Source organism: Streptomyces sp. NPDC006872, assembly GCF_040635845.1.
Classification (GTDB): Bacteria; Actinomycetota; Actinomycetes; order Streptomycetales; family Streptomycetaceae; genus Streptomyces.
In genome coordinates this window covers 141715-164818 of record NZ_JBEYIL010000024.1, presented here as the reverse complement: position 1 = coordinate 164818, position 23104 = coordinate 141715, and the positions used below count along the sequence as shown (strand labels likewise).

At 69.3% G+C, this 23104-nt stretch carries 12 protein-coding genes and 2 pseudogenes; 10 read left to right on the top strand and 4 right to left on the bottom strand.

The features are described 5' to 3' along the window. Positions 1-93: 93 nt before the first annotated feature. The 3 genes and pseudogenes from ABZ725_RS45890 to ABZ725_RS45880 form a co-directional block, all read left to right on the top strand. Positions 94-372 (top strand): annotated as a pseudogene (locus ABZ725_RS45890) (IS30 family transposase); the annotation flags it as partial. Positions 373-626: 254 nt separating this feature from the next. After that, on the top strand, positions 627-1685 hold the full coding sequence (locus tag ABZ725_RS45885; RefSeq protein WP_358808322.1) for an IS110 family transposase: 1059 nt from the start codon (positions 627-629) through the stop codon (positions 1683-1685). Between the two features lie 6 nt (positions 1686-1691). Then, positions 1692-1859: pseudogene (locus ABZ725_RS45880) on the top strand (IS30 family transposase); the annotation flags it as partial. A gap of 368 nt (positions 1860-2227) precedes the next feature. Here the strand turns inward: ABZ725_RS45880 and ABZ725_RS45875 are convergent. Further along, positions 2228-3082 carry a class II fructose-bisphosphate aldolase gene (locus ABZ725_RS45875; RefSeq protein WP_358808321.1) on the bottom strand — a complete coding sequence of 285 codons (855 nt, stop codon included), beginning with the start codon at positions 3080-3082 and terminating at the stop codon, positions 2228-2230. Positions 3083-3255: 173 nt separating this feature from the next. On the opposite strand from ABZ725_RS45875, the gene ABZ725_RS45870 reads away from it, so the two are divergent. After that, the gene (locus ABZ725_RS45870) at positions 3256-4044 is read left to right on the top strand and encodes a DeoR/GlpR family DNA-binding transcription regulator (protein WP_358808320.1); all 789 of its coding nucleotides are present in this window, start codon (positions 3256-3258) and stop codon (positions 4042-4044) included. 50 nt (positions 4045-4094) lie between these two features. Here ABZ725_RS45870 and ABZ725_RS45865 read toward each other — a convergent pair whose 3' ends face one another. Genes ABZ725_RS45865 through ABZ725_RS45855 form a run of 3 tightly spaced genes read right to left on the bottom strand, consistent with a single transcriptional unit; the run spans position 4095 to position 7206 of the window. Then, positions 4095-4982, bottom strand: a complete 888-nt coding sequence (locus ABZ725_RS45865; RefSeq protein ID WP_358808319.1) for a carbohydrate ABC transporter permease — start codon at positions 4980-4982, stop codon at positions 4095-4097. Further along, positions 4979-5920 carry a sugar ABC transporter permease gene (locus ABZ725_RS45860; protein ID WP_358808318.1) on the bottom strand — a complete coding sequence of 314 codons (942 nt, stop codon included), beginning with the start codon at positions 5918-5920 and terminating at the stop codon, positions 4979-4981. The genes ABZ725_RS45865 and ABZ725_RS45860 overlap by 4 nt, the downstream gene beginning before the upstream one ends. A 26-nt stretch (positions 5921-5946) precedes the next feature. Continuing rightward, complete coding sequence (locus ABZ725_RS45855) at positions 5947-7206, bottom strand: extracellular solute-binding protein (RefSeq protein ID WP_358808317.1); 1260 nt, start codon at positions 7204-7206, stop codon at positions 5947-5949. Positions 7207-7401: 195 nt separating this feature from the next. Between ABZ725_RS45855 and ABZ725_RS45850 the strand changes: the two genes are divergently transcribed. The 6 genes from ABZ725_RS45850 to ABZ725_RS45825 all read left to right on the top strand — a co-directional run bounded on the left by ABZ725_RS45850 (position 7402) and on the right by ABZ725_RS45825 (position 23079). After that, positions 7402-8301 (top strand): SIS domain-containing protein, encoded by a 900-nt coding sequence (locus ABZ725_RS45850; RefSeq protein ID WP_358808316.1) that lies wholly within the window; start codon positions 7402-7404, stop codon positions 8299-8301. A 351-nt stretch (positions 8302-8652) separates the two neighbouring features. Continuing rightward, on the top strand, positions 8653-11637 hold the full coding sequence (locus ABZ725_RS45845) for a TIM-barrel domain-containing protein (protein WP_358808324.1): 2985 nt from the start codon (positions 8653-8655) through the stop codon (positions 11635-11637). Between the two features lie 39 nt (positions 11638-11676). Then, a complete protein-coding gene (locus ABZ725_RS45840; RefSeq protein ID WP_358808315.1) occupies positions 11677-13545 on the top strand; it encodes a glycoside hydrolase domain-containing protein in 1869 nt (622 codons plus the stop codon). Further along, positions 13542-17201, top strand: coding sequence for a beta-galactosidase (locus tag ABZ725_RS45835; protein WP_358808314.1), 3660 nt, complete (start codon positions 13542-13544; stop codon positions 17199-17201). The genes ABZ725_RS45840 and ABZ725_RS45835 overlap by 4 nt, the downstream gene beginning before the upstream one ends. 20 nt (positions 17202-17221) lie before the next feature. After that, positions 17222-20932, top strand: a complete 3711-nt coding sequence (locus tag ABZ725_RS45830; RefSeq protein ID WP_358808313.1) for a beta-galactosidase — start codon at positions 17222-17224, stop codon at positions 20930-20932. After that, positions 20932-23079, top strand: coding sequence for a GDSL-type esterase/lipase family protein (locus tag ABZ725_RS45825; RefSeq protein ID WP_358808312.1), 2148 nt, complete (start codon positions 20932-20934; stop codon positions 23077-23079). The genes ABZ725_RS45830 and ABZ725_RS45825 overlap by 1 nt, the downstream gene beginning before the upstream one ends. Positions 23080-23104: the final 25 nt, after the last annotated feature.

The window sequence follows — 23104 nt, the reverse complement described above, 5'->3', positions numbered from 1 at the left end:
GAGCCTTTGGGGCTTGCTTGAGCCGTGTGCGGTGAAAGCTGCTTGCACGGTTCTGAGGGGGCGGGGACGCAGTAATGCGTCCCCGCTACCCGACTGATCGTCGGCCCCCGCAGCGAGAGCGCGATAGTGACCCTGGTCGAGCGCTCCACCCGCTACGTCCTGCTCGGACATCTGCCCGGCGGACACACCGCCGAGGGAGTCCGCGACGTGCTGGTGCCGCTGATCCAGACCCTGCCCGAGCACCTACGCGGCTCGCTGACCTGGGACCAGGGCTCGGAGATGGCCGCGCACAAGCAGTTCACCGTGGCCACCGGAGTGCCGGTCTACTTCTGCGACCCCCACTCGCCCTGGCAGCGCGGATCCAACGAGAACGACCTGTTGGTGCAGCCTTGGCGGGCCGGACCTCTTCGACGGGAGAGTTCCGGTGGGACCGCCGGGTGACTCGGAGAACACGTGCCGAAAGGCTTTCCGTTGAGATGTCCACGGCGGTCAACAGGGCGAGAGCCCTGGCCGGGAGTGACTTGATAGAAGCCTGCTGAGCCGTCAACTCGCAATAGGTCTGTCCCCTGGCCAGGGCCCTCGCGTCTGTCCCGTCATCCGCGACAGCAGACAATGAGGACGACTCGATGGTGACAGTGGGGATCGACCCGCACAAGCACGTCCACGTCGCAGTGGCCGTCGATGCTGACGGCAAGCGGCTGACCAGGCCGTTGACCGTCAAAAACGACGCGAACCTGATCGGCGTCCTGCTCAAGTGGATCCGCACGATCACCGACGGCACCTCCATCACCTGGGCAATCGAGGACGGCCGTGGCTTCGCCCGCCGCCTGGCTGATGGCCTGCTGCTGACCGGCCACGAGGTGGTCTGGGTCCCCACCCGGCTGATGGCCGCCCACCGCAAACTGCACGCCGCCACCGGCTCGAAGTCGGACCCCGTCGACGCTGCCGCAGTCGCCCACGCCGCGATCGCCACACCCGGCCTGGACCGTCACCGCATCGATGACCGCGTGCGCGAGCTGCGCGTTCTGGTCGACTCAAGGGCCGACCTCGTCCGACGCCGCACCATGGTGATCAACCAGATCAAGGCATACACGCACCTCTGGCTCGACCACACCCCGGGCGACCTCACCCGCCGGCCTGGCATGACCTCGCTGACGGCGATGGTGGACACCACGGACATGAGCGGGCATGTCCGCCGGGTGCTGGTCGAGATGATCACGGAGATAGACGGGCTGAACAAACGTGTCCGCGGACTCGAAACCACGATCCGGGAACTGGTCACCCCGCTGGCACCCGCGCTGCTGGAGATCACAGGGATCAGCCACGTCTCTGCAGCGGTCCTCCTCGCTGAGATCGGTGACATCACCCGTTTCACCAGCTCAGCAAAGCTCGCCCGCTACACCGGGACCGCACCGATCCCGGTCTACTCATCCGACAAGGAACGCTACCGACTGCACCGAGGCGGCAACCGGCGGCTCAACAGCGTGCTCTACACGACGTCCATCGTCCAGCAGCGATTCCATGCGGGCGCGCGAGCACTCCTGGCCCGCCACGAGCCGGCCAAGGGAGCCCGCGGAGCCCGACGCATCCTCAAACGCCACCTGATCGACGTCATCCACCGCGCCATGACCCAAGATCGAGCTACCTGGCAGCACCACATCACCCAACACCAGCTCACCGCTTGACATAGAAGCGTCAACGGACTGCTGCGGCAGTACTTCCCCAAGGGCACCGACCTGTCCCCGCACAGTCCCGCAGACCTCGAACACGTCGCCCAGCAACTCAACGGCCGACCACGCAAAACGCTCGGCTGGAGAACCCCAGCCGAGCGCCTGCGTGATCTACTGACGGCCGCATAAGCCATCAGGTGTTGCGAGGACCCCGAGAATCCGCCAAGCCGACGGGGCGTCGTCGTATCAGGTCCCCCGAACGTGTACCCGAGAGACGTGAACACCGTGTGCTCGAGGGAGCGTTGGCGTTTGCCGTCCTGGCATTGGACGAGCCGGGTCTTGGCCGGATGCAGCGTCCGGCCGGGCTCGCCCACCTGTCCGACCGCCCGATCGCTTCGTAGCACCGAGGTCGGCCACCTGACGGTCATCGGCTCGACACCGACTGCCCGAAATGCCGAACCGAGCACCGCCTCCACGCCGACTCAGCACGTCGGTCCATCGGCATACTGCCCGGCAGCGGTCCGGGGACCCGCCGGGGCCGACCGACCCCGGTCGGCTCATCTCGTCCCGTACCCGCCGCCCGACAGGGTCCGCAGCGCCAAGGTCACGGCGTCGGCCATCGCCCGGCGCGCCGCGGTGAGGGCCGGCCGGGGGTCGACCGCTGCGGGCGCCGCGACGAGTGCGTCGCGGACCGCGCCGGTGAAGGCGGCGTTCAGTGCCGTGCCGATGTTGACCTTGAGCATGCCGGCCGCCACCGCCTGCCGGAGCTCCGCGTCGGGCACGCCCGTCGAGCCGTGCAGGACCAGCGGCACGGGGACCGCCTCGGCGAGGCGGGCGATGAGGCCGTGGTCCAGCCGGGCGGTGCGTGTGGTCATCGCGTGCGAGCTGCCGACCGCGACGGCCAGTGCGTCGACCCCGGTGGCGGAAACGAAGTCGCGCGCCTGATCGGGGTCCGTACGCGCCGAGGGTGCGTGTACTCCGTCCTTGCCGCCGATCTCGCCGAGTTCCGCCTCCACCCACAGCCCCTGGCTGTGCGCCCACTCTGCGGCGGCGCGCGTGGCGGCGACGTTCTCGGCGTGCGGCAGCGCGGACGCGTCGAACATGACGGATCCGAAGCCGCAGTCCGCGGCACGGCGCAGCAGCGCTTCGTCGGTGACATGGTCGAGGTGCAGCGCCACGGGGACGGCGGCCGCCTCGGCGAGCGCGGCGGTGGCACGCGCAAGCGGGGCGAGCCGACTGCCGTGGAACCGCACGGCGTTCTCGCTGATCTGGCAGATCACCGGGCAGCCCGCGGCTTCCGCCCCGGTGACCACGGCCTCGGCGTGCTCCAGGGTGATCACGTTGAACGCGCCGACGGCCCGTCCGTCGCGGCATGCGGAGCTCACCATGTCGGCGGTGGGTGTCAGCGGCACAGGTGGCCTCCGATCACGGCGTGCGAGGACCTCGACAGCGGCAAGGGCTTGCGGAGAGTGCGGAGAGTGTAGGATTTTGCTCGTTTCACGACCATAAAGCACCCAATCAAACGCTGTGGTTTCATGGAGGTGCGCACATTGTGGCGCACACCATCGACAGAGAGTTGTGAGACATGGCGGCACCGCAGGCCCGGTGGAGCGCGCTGCTGGAGATGCTGACGCGCGACGGGCGGATCGAAGTCGAGGCGGCTGCCGAGGAGTTGGGGGTCTCTGCCGCGACGATCAGGCGCGACCTCGACGAGCTGGCCCGCCAGCAGATGGTCACCCGCACGCACGGCGGAGCCGCGCTCAACGCGATCGCCTACGACCTGCCCCTGCGCTACAAGGCCGCGCGCAACGCTCCGGAGAAGGAGCGGATCGCGCAGGCGGCCGCCGGACTGGTGAAGGCCGGCGCCGTGGTGGGGCTGAACGGCGGCACCACGACCACCGAGGTGGCGCGGGCCCTGGCCACCCGCGCCGACCTGGGTTCCGGTGGCACGGAGACGGCGGTCACCGTGGTGACCAACGCGCTGAACATCGCCAACGAGCTGGTCGTACGGCGCCACGTCAAACTCGTGGTGACCGGCGGGGTGGCCCGGCCGGCGTCCTATGAGCTGATCGGACCGCTGGCCACCGAACTGCTCGCGGAGATCGCACTCGACCAGGTCTTCATCGGGGTGGACGCCATCGACGTGGTCCACGGGGCGACCGCCCACCACGAGGGCGAGGCCAGCATCAACCGGGCGCTGGCCCGCCGCGCGCAGCAGGTCGTGGCGGTCGCCGACTCCACCAAGCTGGACCGGCGGGCCTTCGCCCGTATCTGCCCGGTGGAGGACATCGACATCCTGGTGACCGACAAGGCCGCCTCGGACGAGCTGACCAAGTCGTTCGCGGCGGCCGGTGTGGAGGTCATCCGCGCCTGACACCGCCCGCCTCTCCCGTACCGTACCCGGCCGCGTCGCGCATCCCGGCGTCATCCCCGGACGCCGCCCGCGGTCAGGCCGGAGACGAGGTGGCGCTCCACGAAGACGAAGAGCACCACCACGGGCACGATCGCGACGAGCGAAGTGGCGAACAGGTACTGCCACTGCTCGTGGTACGAGGTGACGAAACCGGGAATCGCCCTGGTCAGGGTCATCCGGTTGCTGGACGAGGTGATGGTGAGTGCCACCACGTACTCGTTCCACGCGCCGATGAAGGTGTAGACGAGCGCGGTCACCACACCGGGCATCGCGAGCGGCAGGACGACACGGGTGAGGGCGCCGAACCGCCCGGTGCCGTCGAGCCAGGCCGCCTCCTCCAGTTCCCGGGGGATGCTCGCGAAGTACGCGTTGAGGATCCACACGCAGAACGGCAGGTTGAACGCCGCGTTCACCAGAATGAGGCCCTCGGCGGTGTCGGTCAGGTCGAGGCTGACCATCTCCCGGTAGATGCCGACCAGCAGCGCGGTCGGCGCGAACATCTGGGTGACGAGTACGAGCAGCAGGAAGGCGCCACGCCCTCGGAAGTGGTGCCGGGCGGTGTAGTACGCGGCGGGCAGCCCGACGGCCAGGGTCAGCAGCGTCGCCGCCCCGGCGACGTACAGCGAGAACACCAGCGCGTCCGCGACGCGCGGGTCGGTGAGCGACCAGATGTGTGTGAAGTTCGACCACTCCCATCGGGAGGGCAGATAGGACGGCGGGGACTTCATCAGTTCGGGCGTCGGCTTGAGCGCCGTCAGCAGCATGTGCGCGTAGGGCGCGAGAAACGCCAGCGCCACCAGCCATCCGACGGCGGTGAGCAGGACGGTGCGCAGTTTCATCGGTCCGGACCGCTTCCTGCGCGGCGCGGATCTACGAGGGATGACGGCGGTCCGGCTCACGCGGTGTCCTCCTGTCGGACGATGCGCAGATAGACCAGCACCACAGCCATGACCAGCCCGAAGTTGACGACGGCCATCGCTGCCGACTCCCCCACCGACTGGTTGTCGAAGGCGAGTTTGTACAGGTAGGTGGTGGTCGTGTCGGTGGCGAAGCCGGGGCCGCCGCGCGTCATGGCCCAGATGATGGGGAACGAGTTGAACACGTTGATGACGTTGATGATCGCGGCGACCACCAGCGAGGGCCGCAGCAGCGGCAGAGTGATGCCCAGGTAGCCGCGGACCGGGCCGGCACCGTCGACCCGCGCCGCCTCGTACACCTCGGCGGGGATGCTCTGCAGACCGGCCAGCAGGACGAACGAGGTGAACGGCAGCGAGACGAACACCGCCACGCCCATCATCGCGGCGAGGGCCTGCCCCGGATCGGCCAGCCAGTTGACGGGCGCGTCCAGCACGCCGAGGTCCATGAGCAGCCGGTTGACCACGCCGTAGAAGTTGTTGAGCATCCAGCGCCAGATGAGCGCCGTCATCAGCACGGACGAGGCCCAGGGCACGATCAGCGCCCACCGCACCCACCGGCGCCCGGGGAAACGGGAGTTCAGCAGCCCGGCCAGGCCGAGCGAGAGCACGAGCGTGACGGTGACGACTCCCACGACCCACACGAGGGTGCGCAGCAGCACGCCGGGCAGATCGCCCTCGGCGAACAGGTCGGTGTAGTTGCGGATTCCGGCGAAGCCCTGGGACTGTCCGGTGGAGCTCACGCGCGTCAGGGACGTACGGATCATCTCGACGACCGGCCAGACGACCATGGTCAGGATGAGGAGGATCGCGGGACCGAGCCACAGCAGGGGCTCCAGCGCGCGCCATGTCCTGCGACGGCGGCGCGGCGAGGGTGGCTCCGGCGCCACCGGGGCCGGGTGTTCGGCCCCGGTGGCGCTCACGGTGACATCGTGTACGGCCACCTTGGTCAGTCGTCCTTCTGCGCGGTCTTCTGGATCTCGCCCAGGACCTTCGCCGGGTCGCCGCCCGCCACCGCCGTGCCGATGCGCTGTTTCACGGCGCCGTCGACCGCGGCCCATGCGGGGTCGTCGGTGGGGGCGAACTCCGCGGCGGAGAGGGCGTCGACGAACGGCTTGTAGTAGGCGGCGTTCCGGCTGTCGGAACTGAGCACCTCACCGGCCGACCTGGTGACCGACAGGAACCCCTCGGTGGAGACGAACTCGGCGGCGTTCTCCTTCTGGTAGAAGAAGTCGAGGAACTTCTTCACCGCCGTCTTGTTCGACCCGTCACCCTTCTTGAACGCGACGAGGTAGTCCTGCACGCCGAGCGTCTTGTGCGTACTGCCGTCCGTGCTGGGCAGGGCCGCGACTCCGTAGTTCAGTTTCGCGTCGACCGGGTCGATGAAGCCCTTCCGCATGAAGACCGCCCCGTTCAGCATGCCGATCCTGCCCTGGGCGAACTGGTTGAAGACGTCCTTGCGGTTGGTGGTCTCCGGGTTGGGCTGGGTGACCTTGTCCTTCGTCAGTTTCCGCAGATAGGTCAGCGTGTCGATGTTGGCCTGCTGGTCGATCGTCCATGCGCCCGAGGCGTCGGTCCAGCCGCCGCCGTTGTTCATCGCCCAGATCTGGAACTCGGCCTGGGCCTCCTCGGCCCCCAGGGGTAACCCGAGGCCGATGTAACCGGCCTGCTTGATCTTCTTGGCGTCGGCCTCGACCTCGGCCCAGGTGGTCGGCGGCCGGGCGATGCCCGCCTTGGCGAAGATGTCCTTGTTGTAGAAGAACAGGCGCGCGCTGGAGATGAAGGGCAGGCCGTACTGGGTTCCCTCGTACTGCGCCTTCTGCCGGAACAGCGGGAGGAAGTCGGCCAGCACCTTGGGCGAGACCACGTCCTGCGCCTTGTGGACCAGGCCGTCGCGGGCGAAGTCGGAGAACTTGTTGTAGTTGAGGATGTCGGGTTCCTGCTTGGTCTGGACGTACGTCTTGACCTTGGAGTCCATCTGCTCCCAGTCGACGACTTCGAGATTCACCCGGTAGCCGGGGTTCGCGGATTCGAAGTCCTTGATCAGTGCCGTCCAGTAGGCCTGGGTGTCGTCGTCGTACTTCGCCGCGACGAACCTGATCGTCCTGCCGTCGGATCCGCCGCTGTCCGAGGAGCTGCCCTTGCCGCATCCGGTGAGGGCCAGTGCCAGGGACAGTCCCCCGGCGAGGCCTGCGAGGTGCCGTTTCACGGAGTACCCCTCCGCACGCATCGCGTGCTTCGTCCAGCGCGTGCTCGCCTGATTGCGCGCCCGCTTGCTTGTTTATGCTCGATTCATAGTGCTATCAATCACTAAACGACATGATGCTCAATGAAACGCGCACGGCGTCAAGGGCCGCCGCATCACGTATCGGTCACGCCGTGCGCCCGAGAGGGGAGACTCCCGATGAGTCGGACCGAGATCGAGATCGCCACCCAACCCGACTGCTGGCGGCAGGCGTTGACGCTGGCCCGGCAGCCCGACGGCCCCGCCTCCGCCTCACTGCCCCGGCCCGGCGAGCGGGTGGCCGTCGTCGGTTGCGGCACGTCCTGGTTCATCGCCCAGGCCTACGCGGCGCTGCGGGAGTCGGGCGGCCACGGTGAGACCGACGCCTTCCCCGCCTCCGAGATGCCGGCCGGCCGCGCCTACGACCGGGTGATCGCGCTGACCCGGTCCGGCACCACGACCGAGGTGCTGGAGCTGCTCCGCCGACTGCGCGGGCGCACCCCCACCACTGCGGTGACCGCAGTACCGCAGTCGCCGGTGACGGGGCCGGCGGACGTCGTCGTCGTGCTCGACTTCGCCGACGAGACCTCGGTCGTCCAGACCCGGTTCGCCAGCACCGAACTGGTGCTTCTTCGGGCCCACTTGGGCGAGGACCTCGGACATCTGCCGCAGCAAGGGCACTCGGCGCTGGACGAACCCCTGCCGGCCGGGGTGCTGGAGGCCGAGCAGTTCACCTTCCTGGGGCAGGGCTGGGCCTACGGGATCGCCCAGGAGGCGGCACTGAAGATGCGTGAGGCGGCGGGCGCCTGGACGGAGGCCTATCCGGTGATGGAGTACCGGCACGGCCCGATCAGCGTCACCGGACCCGGTCGTGTGGCGTGGTGGTTCGGGGATCCGGCAGCCCTGCCGTCCGGTCTCGCCGATGAGATCGCCCGCACCGGCGGGCAGTTGGTGGCACTCGGCCGGGACCCACTGGCGGACCTCGTCGTGGTGCACCGGCTGGCCGCCGCCCTCGCCTCGGCACGCGGGTTGGACCCGGACAATCCGCGTCATCTGGCCCGTTCCGTGATCCTGACCTGAGGAAATTTACCCGTCCGTTACGAACGGTTTCCGGGCCCGTCGAGGCCTCTCGGCGGGACCCGGGACCGACCGCCACCAGGTACAAGAGCTGCTCCACGAGAGCCCCCCTGCCACTCGGGAGGTCACCTTTCCCGCCTGTTGACAGGTGGCGGCTACCGCAAGAACATGAGCGAAATCGCTTAAATCTTGCATCTGCACGCAGAACCAAGCAGCCTACATACCACCGGCACCACGCACCGCAGCTCCTGAGTCACCGTCACCGTCCTGTCCGACAGGAGGACACGAGTGCACGCCCGACTGAGCAGTCCCGGCGGCCTGTTACTCGCCGGCGCCCTGACCGCCGCCATGCTGATGGCGCCCGTCACCGGCTCTGCCGCGGCAACGGCCGCCGCCCGCCCCACCACCGCCACCGCCACCGCCACCGCCACCGCCGACGGGCCGAAGGTGGCCCACACCGCGCACGCCGTCACGGTCTCCGTACCGGCCTCCGCCGGAGCCCCCGGCTACGCCCTCGACGTGGCCACCGACGAACTCGCCCTGACCACGCGCCGCGCCGGGAAGACCGTGCTCGCCACCGCCACCGCCACCGCCACCGCCGACACCGGCGCCCTGCGCTTCACCGCGGCCGACGGGACGTGGCAGCACGCGACCGACGTCACCGACTGGACGTGGAGGAACGGCGTCCTGACCGTCACCGCCGACAGCACGCTCGACGGCGCCACGGTGGTGGTCCGGATCACCCCCGGCGCCGACCGCTACCAGCTCGACTGGGACGTCCACGGAAGCGCACCGAAGCAACTGGGCCTCGTCTACGACCTGTCATCGGCCGGCCACTGGTACGGCCACGGCGAGGCGGAGACTCCGCAGGGCGGTCCCGGCGTCAACCAGCCCTGGCCGCTCGACGCCGGCGAGGTCGACCACGAGACCTTCGGACCGGCGTCGTACAACATGATCGACCCGTTCTGGTACACGTCCAAGTCGACCGGTCTGCGCGTCGACACCGGGAACGTCATGGACGTGGCGCTGGGCAAGGGCAAGGACGGCCTCGGCACCTTCACCGTCGAGTCGCCCGACACCTACAAGGCCACCGTGTTCGTCGAGTCGACCCCGCTCGCGGTCTACCGCGACTACATAGGCATCGTCGGCAAACCGGCCAAGAGCGACGCCACGTACGAGCAGTACGCCAAGCCGCTGTGGAATTCCTGGGCGCAGTTCTACACCAAGGTCGACCAGGAGAAACTGCTCGACTACGCCACCGACCTCCACGACAACGGTCTGGACGGGCACACCATCCAGCTCGACGACAAGTGGGAGTCGAACTACGGCAATCTGACCTGGGATCCCAAAACCTTCCCCGATCCCAAGGGCCTGTCCAAGAAGATCCACGACATGGGGTTCGACTTCGGCATCTGGGTCACCCTGTGGATCAACCTGGACTCCGACAACTACCAGTACGCGGTCGACCACGGCTATCTGCTCATGGACGCCGAGAACACCGGCAAGCCGTGTGAAGTGACCTGGTGGAACGGCCAGGCCGGGATCATCGACCTGGCGAACCCCGACGCCAAGGCCTGGTACGAGGGCAACCTCAAGGCCCTGATGGACACGTACGACATCGACGGGCTGAAGTTCGACACCCGTTTCTTCGACGAGAAGTGCGCGCCGCGCGAGGGCCACCAGGCCACGGACTACCAGAAGCTCGGCACGCAGCTCGCCGACGAGTTCGACCTCCAGGGCGCGGGCATCCGGGTGCACTGGAATCAGACGGCCCACGAGGCGGGCTTCGTCACCCGTCAGGTCGACAAGGGCACCGGCTGGGACTCCCTGCGCGCCTCCGCCACCCAGAACCTGGCCATCTCCACCATCGGCTACCCGTTCGTCGAGTCCGACATGATCGGCGGCTCCGGCGGCCAGCCCGCACCGTCGAAGGACGTGCTGGTGCGGTGGGCGCAGTCCGCCTCGCTGATGCCGTTGATGTACGCCTCGACCTCCCCGGTCGACACCAACGACACCACCACCGGCCAGAAGGTGGACTACGACCAGGAGACGGTCGACCTCTACCGGCAGGCGATCGAGACGCACGAGAAGCTCGCCCCCTACATCTGGGACCAGGTGCAGAGCACTCTGAAGACCGGCGATCCGATCATGCGGCCGCTGTTCTTCGACTTCCCGCAGGACGAGGCTAGTTACACGGTCACCGACGAGTGGATGCTCGGCCCGGCCGTACTGGCCGCCCCCAAGTCGAGCACCGGCGCCACCCGTTCCGTCCATCTGCCGCCGGGCACCTGGTACGACGTGAACCAGGGCACGGTGATCCGCGGCCCCAGGACCCTCAAGGGGTACGCGGCGCCGCTCGGCGTCACCCCGGCCTTCGTCGACCTCAAGGCCAAGGGTGCCGCCAAGGCCGTCAAGGCCCTCAAGCGCGACGACGCTCCGGCCGCCTCCGTCCTGATCACCCCCGACGCCCCGGCCACCGACTCCGGTACGCCCTTCGAGGTGACGACCGAGGTGACCAACTGGGGTAACCGAACCCTCAGGAACGCCGAGGCCGCACTGGACCTGCCCGACGGCTGGACTGCCGAGGCGACCGGCCCGACCACCGCGAAGTCCCTCAGGAACGGCGCCACCCTCACCACCACCTGGACGGTGACCCCGGCAGGCGACGCCCGCTGGGGCAGCCACGACCTCACCGGCACTGCCACCTACAACGGATCGACGAGGGTGTCCGACACCGTGCAGGCGCGAGTGAAGGCCGCCCCGGGCAGTGTGCAGGAGCCCTACCTGACGGCCGACACCACCTCCGGGGACGCCCAATACGCCCAGAGTGGCGACCAGTTCGCCATCTGGGCGGGCGGCCAGGACCTGTCCGGCTGGAAGGACGAGAAGGGCGTCATCTACCGCGACGACGCGGCCGGGGCAGGGGCCACCGTGCAGGCCCGGTTGGTCTCCCAGAACAGCGCCTCACCGGTCGGCAAGGCAGGGATCGCCCTCGCCAACGACCTCACCGCGCCCGAGAAGGGCGGCTACGCGGTGCTCGTCATGACCCAGCAGTACGGCTTGGAGTTCATGACCGACAGCGACGGCGACGGGAAGCTCGACACCTGGGCGGGCGGCGGCTCCACCTACCACCCGGCGTATCTGAAGCTGACCCGGGACGGCGACACCTACACCGCGTACGCGAGCAAGGACGGCGAGACCTGGTCGCAGGTCGGTGCCGCGCAGGTGCCGTCGGCCACCGGAACCGGCGACGCGGGGATGGTCGCGAGCGCCGCCAACGCCAACCACCCCGGCGAGAACATCGAAGCCGTCTTCAGCGGATTCACCGTCACCTCCTGACACCTCCCCGCAGCGCCGTGAGAGAGGGAACCCAGCCCCATGGCACGTACGTCCTCAGCTGTCGCCGGTTTCATCGCGGGCGTGGTCGTGGCCGCGAGCACCACCGCGATCGCCGTCACCGGTACGACGCCCACCGGCACCGACCTCGATTCCAAGGCCACCCCCACCTGGCTGACCGTCAAGGTCGCCGACGCCATGGGCACCAGGGACACCATCACCTGGGTTCCCACCGGCTCCTTCGCCGGCTCCGCGGAGGAACGGGTCCCGCGCTACCCGATGACCACCATCCAAGGCAAGGACACCAAGGAGCTCAAGCTCTCCGCCGTCCGCAACGAGCAGGTCTCGGCGCAGCTGGCGATCGCCTCCGGCCACCACCTCGACGACGTCAAGGCCGTGGTCGGCGACCTCACCGGGCCCGACGGAGCGAAGCTGTCCGGCGACGACACCCAGGTCCGGTTCGTCAGGTACGTGCCCGTGCAGCGCTCCAAGAGCGAGGTCGACTGGTCCGCCACCATCGACCAGGTCAGCTCCGGCAAGGAAGTGTCCGGCGACCGTAACCCCGACGTGGTCGGCGACGCGCTCGATGAGCGGGACTCCGTGGACGTGCCCGCTTACGCGGCGCAGCCGCTGTGGTTCACCTTCCACATCCCCGAGAAGGCCAGGCCCGGCACCTACACCGGCACGGTCAAGGTCAGCGCCGACGGCCGCACCCAGGCCAGTTACCCACTGACCGTCGAGGTCGCGGACACGAGCGTGCCCGACCCGGAGGACTACGACTTCTTCCTCGACGTATGGGCGCAGCCGGAGACGATCGCCAAGAACCACGGCGTCAAACTCTGGTCCGAGCAGCATTGGAAGCTGATCGAGAAGTACGGCCGCGATCTGGCCTCGCGCGGCCAGAAGGTCATCAACACCACCATCGTCGACAACCCCTGGCATCACCAGTGGTCGCTCGGCACCCGGGAGTCGCAGACCGCCACGCCGTACACCAGCATGGTGGGCTGGAAGTGGAACGGAAAGGCGTTCTCCTTCGACTTCGGCCGCTTCGACCAGTACGTCCGGACCTCCAGACGCGCCGGTCTCGGGCCCGACATCGGGGCCTTCTCCATGCTGGCGTTCCAGGACCAGGAGCACCTCACCTACACCGACACCAGCACCGGCAGGACCGTCTACGAGAACGTCGATCTGGGCGGGGACCGCTGGCGGGAGGCGTGGGGGGCGTTCCTCCCCGCCTTCGAGAAGCACCTGAAGGCGAAGGGCTGGTTGGAGGACACCTGGCTGTCCTTCGACGAGCGGCCCATCGACACCATGACGGTCGTCAAGGACTTCGTCCACGAGGTCGCGCCGGTCTTCGACGACCGCATCTCCGTGGCCGGTTCGATCAGCACCGAGGGCGTCGCGTCCAACCTGTCCGTCGACTGGGGCGGCATCGACGCGATGACGAAGGAGAAGGCGGCGGAGCGGCGCAAGGCCGGCAAGATCACGACCTTCTACGTGTACGGCTCGCCGGCGCACCCCAACACGCTGTCGTACTCGCCCGCCGTCGAGTCGCGGATGCTGCCGTGGATCTCCGCCCAGCGGAACCTGGACGGTTTCCTGCGCTGGTCGTACAACAGCTGGACCAGCGACCCCTTCAAGCAGCCGGTGCACATCTTCACGCAGGGCGACGAGTACCTGGTCTATCCGGGCAAGGACGGCCCGATGTCCAGCATCCGCTGGGAGCAGCTGAAGGAGGGCATCGAGGACTACGAACTCATCGCCCAGTTGCGGAACAAGAACGGCGGCACCGACAGCGACGCGCTGACCGAGGCCCTCACCACCGCGACCCGGAACCTCGACGGCCGGACGAAGGACGTGGGCGACATCGAGACCGCGCGGGCGGCCGTCGTGAGGGAGCTGACCTCATGAGGGGCAAGTGGAGATCGCTGCTGCTCACCGGAGCCCTGACTGTCATGCCCCTGACCAGTACAGGTGCGGCGACACCGGCCCGGGCGGGGCAACAGACCCAGGCGCAGCACACCGTCACCTATGACCAGTACTCCGTGCAGGTCGACGGCAAGCCCCTGTACCTCTGGGGCGCCGAGTTCCACTACTTCCGGCTGCCCAGCCCCGACGCGTGGCGCGACGTACTCCAGAAGATCAAGGCGGGGGGATTCAACGCGGTCTCGCTCTACTTCGACTGGGGCTACCACTCGGCCAAGCCGGGCTTGTACGACTTCACCGGCATCCGCGATGTGGAGCGGCTGCTCGACGAGGCCGAGCGCGCGGGCCTGTACGTCATCGCCCGCCCGGGTCCCTACATCAACGCGGAGGTCTCCGGCGGCGGCATGCCCGCCTGGCGGAAGACGCAAGCCGGCGTGAACCGCACCTCCGAGCCGGAGTACATGAAGGCGGCCCGGGAGTGGACGAGCCGGATCAACCCGGTCATCGCCCGCCACCAACTCACCCGTGGCACAGGGTCGGTGATCCTCTACCAGGTCGAGAACGAGTACCAGGGCGGTCGGCACGACGCCGACTACATGCAGACCCTCATCGACTGGGCGAAGGAGGACGGCATCGATGTGCCCACCTTCGTCAACGACGGCGGGGCCAACAAGAACTGGGTGAGCGGCAAGGGCGCCCCGGACATCTACGGCTTCGACGCCTACCCGCAGGGCTTCGACTGCAAGGACCCCGACTCCTGGAAGAACCTGCCCGACTATTCGTACGTCAACGAGTGGAAGCCCGAGTCCCCGCTGATCATCCCGGAGGCGCAGGGCGGCGCCTTCGACCCGTGGGGCGGCACCGGATACCAGGACTGCGCGAAACTCACCGGCACCGACTTCACCCGGGTGTTCAGCAAGATGAACATCGCCGCCGGGGTGAGCGGCCAGTCCTTCTACATGACGTACGGCGGCACCAACTGGGGCTGGCTCGCCGACCCCAACGCGGTCTACACGTCGTACGACTACGGGGCCCCGATCAACGAGTCCCGTCAACTGACGGAGAAGTACCAGGAGTTCAAGCGCCTCGGTTACCTGGTCAACTCGGTGACCTCGCTGGCGCGCACGGACAAGGCGGAGGCGCCCGTCCTGTCGGACGACGCCCTGCGTGTCGACCGGCGCGTCAACCCCGACGACGGCACCCAGTTCTTCACCGTCAGGCACGCCGACACTCGCGTGAAGGACAAGGACGAGACGACCCTTTCGCTGAAGGGCGCGGACGGCGACTATCCGCGGGTACCCCAGCAGGGAACGATCACCGTCGACGGCCGGGACGCCAAACTCCTCGTCGCAGGCTACGACTTGAGCGAGACCCAGCGGCTCGTCTACTCCACATCCGAGATCATGACGCACGCCCGGATCGGCGACCGGGACGTGACGCTGCTGTACGGGCGTGAAGGCGAGGCCGGCGAGACCGTGCTGCGGTACGCCGAGCGGCCCGACGTCAGCGTCCTCGACGGCGATGTCACCACCACCTGGGACGCCGAACGCGGCGACCTGCGGCTGAACTACACCCACGAGGGGCTGGCCCGGGTGCTGGTGAACGGCATGGAACTGCTGATCGCCGACACCGCCGAAACCGCCCACTGGTGGCGGCAGGACACCGCCGCCGGCCCGGTCCTCGTACGCGGCCCGTCCCTCGTCCGTACGGCCGAACTGGCGGGCGGCACCCTGAAGTTGACCGGCGACTCCATCGAGGCCGCGAAGATCGAGGTCATCGCGGACGCCAGGAAGGTGACGTGGAACGGCCGCGGGGTCGCCGTCACCCAGGTGCCGCGCCCGGTCGAGCTGCCCGCGCTGACGACGTGGAAGTACAAGGAGGAGGCGCCGGAGTCCGCACCCGGCTTCGACGACGCCACCTGGACCACCGCCGACCACCTCACCGCCAACAATCCGGAGCTGGCAGGGTCGCTGCCGGTCCTCGCGATGGACGAGTACGGCTTCCACCATGGCGACGTCTGGTATCGCGGCCGGTTCAGGACCACCGGGGCCGCGACCGCGCTCGCACTCGACGCCGACACCGGTCCGACCGGCCAGTACACGGTCTGGCTCAACGGGAACTACTTGGGCAGCTCCGGAGACGGCGCGCACACCTTCGACATCCCGGCCGGGACGCTCAGGGCGGAAGGCGACAATGTCCTTTCCGTGCTCGCCGAGAACGCGGGACACAACGAGGAATGGGGCCACGACTACTCCAAGGAGCCGCGCGGTCTGCTCGGCGCCGAGGTGATCGGCGGGGCCTCCACCCTCACCTGGAAGATCCAGGGCAGCCAGGGTGGCGAGGACCCGGTCGACACCGCCCGGGGCCCCTACAACAACGGCGGGCTGTACGGGGAGCGGGTCGGCTGGTCGCTGCCGGGTTACCCCGACGGAAGCTGGAAGAGCACCACCCTCGCTGGGCAGACCGGGAGGACCGGGCCCGGCGTGCGCTGGTACCGCACCACCGCCCGGCTCGATCTGCCGCAGGGCCAGGACAACGCGCTCGCGATCGATCTCGCCGAAGGCGGGGGCGAATCCGAGGGCGGCAGCACCGGCTATCGCGCCCAGATCTTCGTCAACGGCTGGCTGATCGGCCGCTATCTGCCGGACACCGGACCCCAGACACGCTTCGTCATCCCCAAAGGCATCCTGCGCGAGCAGGGCAGCAACACCATCGCCCTGGCCGTGTGGTCCACCGAGGCCGGCGCGGGCCCGGGCTCCGCCAAGATCGTCGACCTCGGCGCCTCGGCGGGCGGGATCAAGGTCGGGACGGTGGCCGCGCCCTCGTACGACCCCAAGACCTACGCCCTGCCGACCACGGGCGCCCATGTCACAGTCGACGCCGAGCCGTTCCTGAGCACCGGCACCGCCGCCAAGGTCCCCGTCACCCTCAGCGTGCCGAAGGACGCACCGACCGCCCGGAACGTCGAGCTGGCGCTGAAGGTCCCGGACGGCTGGGGCGCCACCACCGACGACGCCACCCGTTTCGACCGGGTCCGGCCCGGCACGACGGTGACCGCCGCCTACACCGTCACCCCGCCCGGCGACCCGGTCCACTACGCCGTCCTGTCCGCGACCGCCGAGCTCACACAGTCCGGCCGTCCGGGCACCGTCACCGGTGTACGGGCTGTGCAGGTGCCACCGCCGGGGCTGTCCGCCGACTCCTATGTGAGCGACCTGACCCTGGTCACGGCGGTCAACGGCTGGGGCCCGGTGGAAAGGGACGCCTCCAACGGGGAGTCCGTGGCCGGCGACGGACGCCCCCTGAGCATCGGCGGCACCACCTACGCCAAGGGACTCGGCGTGCACGCGAACAGCCGGATCCGGGTCTATCTCGGCGGCGGCTGCACCCGCTTCACCGCCACGGCCGGGGTGGACGACGAGGTCGGTGACGGCGGCAGCGTCTCCTTCCAGGTGATCGCCGACGGCCGCTCCCTCACCACGACTCCGGTGGTGCACGGCTCCGACGGCGGCACCGGAATCGACGTGGACGTGACCGACGCCCGCTGGCTGGACCTGCTGGTCGACGGGGACGGCGATGTCTCCACGGACCACGCCGACTGGGTCGACGCCAAACTGACCTGCGCGGGAGGCACCTCGTGAAACTCGCCCGAATCGGACAAGTGCGAACCGTACTGGCCGGAGCGTTGGCCGCCGTACTGCTCGCGATCCTGACCGTGGCGGTCCCCGCCCACGCCACCGCCCCCGCCACCGTCCCGGCCGCCGCGGCCGCCAACCCCACACCTCACACGGTCAGTTACGACAAGTACTCCGTCAAGGTCGACGGCGAGCGGCTCTTCATCTGGTCCGGGGAGTTCCACTACTGGCGGCTCCCCAGCCCCGACCTCTGGCGCGACGTGCTGCAGAAGATCAAGGCGAGCGGCATGAACGCCGTCTCGATCTACTTCGACTGGGGCTTCCACTCCCCGGCGAAGGGCCGTTACGACTTCACCGGTGTCCGTGACGTCGACAAGCTCCTCGACATGGCCGAGGAGGCCGGGCTTTATGTCATCGCCCGGCCGGGCCCGTACATCAACGCCGAGACGGACGGCGGAGGCTTCCCCGGCTGGCTGATGACGCAGAAGGGACAGGCCCGCTCCACCGACCCCGAATACCTCGACGCCGCCCGCGAGTGGCTCAGGGAGATCGACGGGATCCTCGCCCGCCGCCAGGTCACCGACGGCACCGGACCGGTGCTGCTCTACCAGGTCGAGAACGAGTTGTACGACCCCGAAGGCCGCGACTACATCGTCGAACTGTCCAAGCAGGTGCGGGCCGACGGCATCACCGTGCCCCTGGTGGGCAACGAGCCGATGCCGCAGTACGCGGGCGGCGAGGGCCTGGACTTCGTCGGCGAGCTGGACCAGTACAACTCCTTCTGCAAGGGCGAGTGGTGGCTGCCCACCCTCGAACGGCAGCAGGACGACGCCCCGCTGGCGATCTTCGAGGCGGGCACCGGATGGTTCCAGACCTGGGGCGACACCGGCTACGAGAAGTGCCCGGAGAAGATGGGTCCCGCCTACCAGAAGATCGTCAACAAGCACGAGGTCATGCAGGGCACGACGATCGAGAACCTCTACATGACCTACGGCGGCACCAACTGGGGCTGGCTCGCCGACCCGCGCCAGGTCTACACCTCGTACGACTACGGCGCACCGATCAGCGAACCCCGCCAGACCGGCGCCGACTACGACGAGATGAAGCGGCAGGGCCTCTTCTACACCACCACCGGACCGCTCACCGCGACCGATCCGGCCGACCCTCCCGCCTCCTCCAACACCGCCGTGCACATCGAGGCCCGCGCCAACCCGGACACCGGCACCCGGTTCCTCTACCTCCGGCACGGCGACCCGATGGCCGACGCCGACGCCACCACCGCCTTCGACTGGCAGACCACGGACGGCACGTATCCGGTCACCGCACGGCTGAACGGCAAGACCGGCAAGATCCTCGTCGCCGGCCACGACCTAGGCGGCGGGCAGCGGCTCGTCTACTCCACCAGCGAGCTGCTGACCAGCGCACGGACCGGAGACCGCACCCAGGCCGTGCTGTACGGCGGCGAGGGCGATCCCGGGCAGACCATGCTCCGCTACTCCGCCAAGCCTGAGGTCACCGTGCTGGACGGCAAGGCGGACGCCACCTGGGACGCCGAACGGGGCGACCTGAAGCTGGACTACACCCACTCCGGCCTCACCCGGGTCCTCGTCCAGGGCGGTGGCCGCCCCGATCTGGTGCTGCTCATCGGAACAGACGCCGAGGCCGCCGGCTTCTGGCGGCAGGACACGGCAGCCGGTCCCGTGCTGGAACGCGGCGCCGAACTGGTCCGTACGGCGTCCGTCACCGGCCGGGGAACGACGCTCTCCCTCACCGGAGATGCGAAAAAGGCGGGCCCTCTGGAGGTCTTCGCCCCGCCCGGCGTACGGAAGATCACCTGGAACGGGGCACCCCTCAAGGTGAAGCCGACCTCCTCCGGCAGCCTGCTGGGCACCGTGCCCGGCCCGAAGGACGTCAAGCTCCCCGAGCTGACCGACTGGAAGACATCCGCCGAAACCCCCGAGGCCGACCCGGACTTCGACGACTCGTCCTGGACGTACGCCGACAAGCTGAGCAGCAACAACCCGACCAAGCCCGGGACTCTGCCGGTGCTCTACCAGGACGAGTACGGCTACCACTACGGCTACGTCTGGTATCGCGGCCGCTTCAGGGCCACCGGCACCGAGAAGTCCCTCTCCCTGACCGCCTACGCCACCAACCCGGACACCGGCTCGGCCGCGGTGGGCGCGTACTCGGTGTGGATCAACGGGAAGTTCGCCGGGACGAGCCAGACCGGTCGCAAGACCTTTCCCCTCGCCGACGGGTTGCTGCGCAAGGGCGAGGAGAACGTGATCTCCGTCCTGGTCGGCAATATGGGCCACAACGAGGACTTCACCTGGAACAGCGACGACCACAAGCAGCCGCGCGGCCTGACCACGGCGTATCTCGCCGGCTCCGACGCACAGATCACCTGGCGCATCCAGGGTGCCCGGGGCGGTGAGCAGCCCATCGACACCGTACGCGGGCACATGAACAACGGCGGACTGTACGGGGAGCGTTCGGGCTGGACCCTGCCCGGCTACCCGGACCGGTCCTGGGACGACACCACGCTGCCGGTCAGTGACACCACCCCCGGCATCGCCTGGTACAGGACCACCTTCAACCCCAAGCTTCCCAAGGGCCAGGACATCTCCCTCGGCGTCACCATCACCGACGCCCCCGACCGGAACTACCGGGCCCTCATCTACGTCAATGGCTGGCTGTTGGGCCAGTACGTCAACGACACCGGACCCCAGCACACCTTCCCCATCCCCAACGGCATCCTGCGCACCGACGGCAAGAACACCATCGCCATCGCGTCGTGGAGCGAGGACGCGAAGAGCGGTGGCCTCGGGAAGGTGGGTCTCACCACGCTCGGCAATGTGACCTCCTCGCTGCGGGTCGGCAAGGTGCCCGCCCCGGCCTACGACGCCGCCGTCTACGCCGACCCGGCCGTCCCGGCGCGGGTGGCCGTCGACGCCCCCGACACCGTCGAGCCGGGCAACAGCTACCAGGTCACGACGACCGCCGCCGTACCGGACGACGGCAGGACGCTCCGCGACCTCACCCTGAGCCCGAAGCTGCCCGACGGCTGGACCGCGACCCCGGCCGAACCGGTGCGGCTCGGCACCATCAAGCCCGGTGCCTCGGCGAAAGCCCGGTGGACCGTCACCGTGCCCGCCGACCAGAAGACCGGCACGGTCGCGGTCCTCCGCGCCACCGCCGACTTCACCCGCGCCGGCAGGCCCGGTTCGGTGACCGGGGAACAGGTGGTGGCGGCGCAGCCACCGCCGCTGACGGCCGGCGAACACCACGTCAGCGATCTGCCGTTCGCCTCCAGCAGCAACGGCTGGGGGCCGGTAGAACGCGACCAGTCCGTCGGCGAGAACGCCGAGGGCGACGGCCTGCCACTCACTCTCCACGACACCGTGTACGAAAAGGGCCTCGGCACCCACGCCGCCAGCAGCGTGCAGGTGTGGCTCGGCGGCACCTGCACCACCTTCCACGCCGCGCTCGGCCTCGACCAGGAGACCTATGGCCGGTCCGACGGCCCGGCCACCGTCGCCTACACCGTCCTCGCCGACGGAACCCCCGTCTACGAGAGCGGCACCGTCGACCGGGACACCGCGACGAAGAAGATCGACGTCGACGTGACAGGCGCGCGCCGGCTCGAACTCGTCGTCTCCGACGCCGGGGACGGCAACGCCCTCGACCACGCCGACTGGGCCGACGCCAAGCTGACCTGTGGGGGCGGTTCCTGATGGCCTTGCGTGAACACCTGCGTGGACCCCGAAGGTTCGCCGCCCTGGCGGTGGCCGTGGCGGCCGTCCTGGCGGGACTGCTTCCGGCGACTCCCGCCGAGGCCGGGGCCCGGCAGCAGGACTGGACGGGGACCTGGGCGACCGCGCAGCACGCGTCGTACGACCCGGGCACCTCGGAGGTGACCGTGCGGATCCCGGTGCACGTCAGCGCGGGCGGGACGAGCGTCCGGATCCGGTTGACCAATGAGTTCACCGACCAGCCGGTGACGATCGGACACGCGACCGTGGGGCGGCGCGCGAGCGGCTCGTCAGTGTCCGGCCGCCCGCGCGATCTCACGTTCGGCGGCAAGGAGGACGTGACGATCCCGGCCGGCGGGCAGGCGACGAGCGACGGGCTGCGGATTCCCGTGGCCGCCCGCAGCGATCTGGTGGTCAGCCTGTACTTCCCCGGCAGCCTCACCCATGTCAGCCAGCACTGGATGGGCCTCCAGACCGTCTACTGGACGCCCGACGGCGGCGGCGACCACGCCGGGGACGCCGGCGGCGACGCGTTCACCACGACCGACTCCACCTTCCCGTTCCTCACCGGTGTCGACGTGCGGGGTGGGCCCGCGCAGAGCTCTGTCGTCGCGCTCGGCGACTCCATCACCGACGGCGCCTCCTCCACCTCGGACGCCAACCGGCGCTGGCCCGACTACCTGGCGGCCCGGCTGTCGGCCTGTACCTCCCCCGCCGGAGTACTGAACGCGGGCATCAGCGGTAACCGCATCACGGCCGGGACCGACGGCAACCCCTCGGCACCGGAGCGGCTGGAGCGCGATGTGCTGTCCCAGCCGGGCGCCCGGACGGTGATCCTCTTCGAGGGCGTCAACGACCTCAGCTGGGGCGGCGCCTCCGGCGACCAGGTGATCGGCGGTATGAAGGAGATCGCGCGGCGGGCCCACGCCCGTGGGCTGCGGGTGATCGGCGCGACCGTGGTCCCGTACCGGGGCTGGGGCGACTACTGGACCGAGGTCAAGGAAGCGGACCGGCAGCAGGTCAACGCGTTCGTGCGCGACGGCGGCGTCTTCGACGGCTACGCCGACTTCGACAAGGCGGTACGGGATCCGGACGATCCCACCCGCTACGCCGCCGCGTTCGACTCCGGTGACCATCTGCATCCCAACGACACCGGGATGAAGGCGTTCGCCGACGCGGTCGACCTCGCCGGTCTCGGAGCGGCCCGCGGCTGCCCCTCGGCCCGTGTCCGGCTCACCCCGTACCGCCCGGGTCTCCAGGCCGGTCGTGCCACGGAGATCACCGCGACGGTCACCAACACCGGTGCCAAGGCGGTCACCCGGGTCACCACCGGGCTGCGCCTACCGGCCGGCTGGACCGCCGAAGCGGAGGGAATGACGGGCACCGACTCCCTTGCCCCTGGCGGGAGTCACGCCGTCACCTGGCGCGTCACCCCATCCGCCGACGCAGCCTGGGGGCCGTACGACATCGGTGTGGGCACCTCCTTCCGGCAGGACGGCCGGACGCGCCACGACACCGACAGCGTGACCGCCGACGTCACCCCCGTCCCGTCCGCCGTCCGGCCCCCGTATCGGACGTTCGCCACCATCGAGGACGCCCAATACGCCCAGAACGACGGCCAGTTCGCGATCTGGGCCGGCGGTCGGGACCTGGCCGGCTGGATGGACGAGAAGGCCGCCGTCCAGGTGCCGGACGCCGTGCCCGCCTCGGGCAGCGTCACCGCCCGCCTCGTCGGCCAGACCGGCAGCGGCCCCTCCGCCAAGGCCGGGATCGCCGTCGCCAACGACCTCACCGCCCCGGAGAACGGTGGATACGCGGTGCTGACCATGTCCAAGTCGTACGGCGTGGAGTTCATGACCGACAGCGACGGCGACGGCCGGCTCGACACCTGGGCGGGCGGCGGCGCCTCGTACCACCCGGCCTGGCTCAGGCTCACCCGCGACGGCACCGCCTACACCGCGTACGCCAGTACCGACGGCGTCGTCTGGCAGCGGATCGGGACCGCGACCGTGCCGTCCGCCGCCGACGGCGCAGGCCTCGACGCCGGGATGGTCGCGAGCGCCGTCAACCTCGACTACCCCGGCCAGACCACCACAGCCGTCTTCGACTCCTTCTCGACCACCGGCTGAGTGACCACCGACTGAGTGACCACCG

Coding starts and splice junctions, on each gene's coding strand:
- ABZ725_RS45870 (WP_358808320.1), top strand. CDS start 3,256: ATGGCGGCACCGCAGGCCCGGTGGAGCGCGCTGCTGGAGATGCTGACG.
- ABZ725_RS45885 (WP_358808322.1), top strand. CDS start 627: ATGGTGACAGTGGGGATCGACCCGCACAAGCACGTCCACGTCGCAGTG.
- ABZ725_RS45845 (WP_358808324.1), top strand. CDS start 8,653: ATGGCGCCCGTCACCGGCTCTGCCGCGGCAACGGCCGCCGCCCGCCCC.
- ABZ725_RS45835 (WP_358808314.1), top strand. CDS start 13,542: ATGAGGGGCAAGTGGAGATCGCTGCTGCTCACCGGAGCCCTGACTGTC.
- ABZ725_RS45825 (WP_358808312.1), top strand. CDS start 20,932: ATGGCCTTGCGTGAACACCTGCGTGGACCCCGAAGGTTCGCCGCCCTG.
- ABZ725_RS45850 (WP_358808316.1), top strand. CDS start 7,402: ATGAGTCGGACCGAGATCGAGATCGCCACCCAACCCGACTGCTGGCGG.
- ABZ725_RS45840 (WP_358808315.1), top strand. CDS start 11,677: ATGGCACGTACGTCCTCAGCTGTCGCCGGTTTCATCGCGGGCGTGGTC.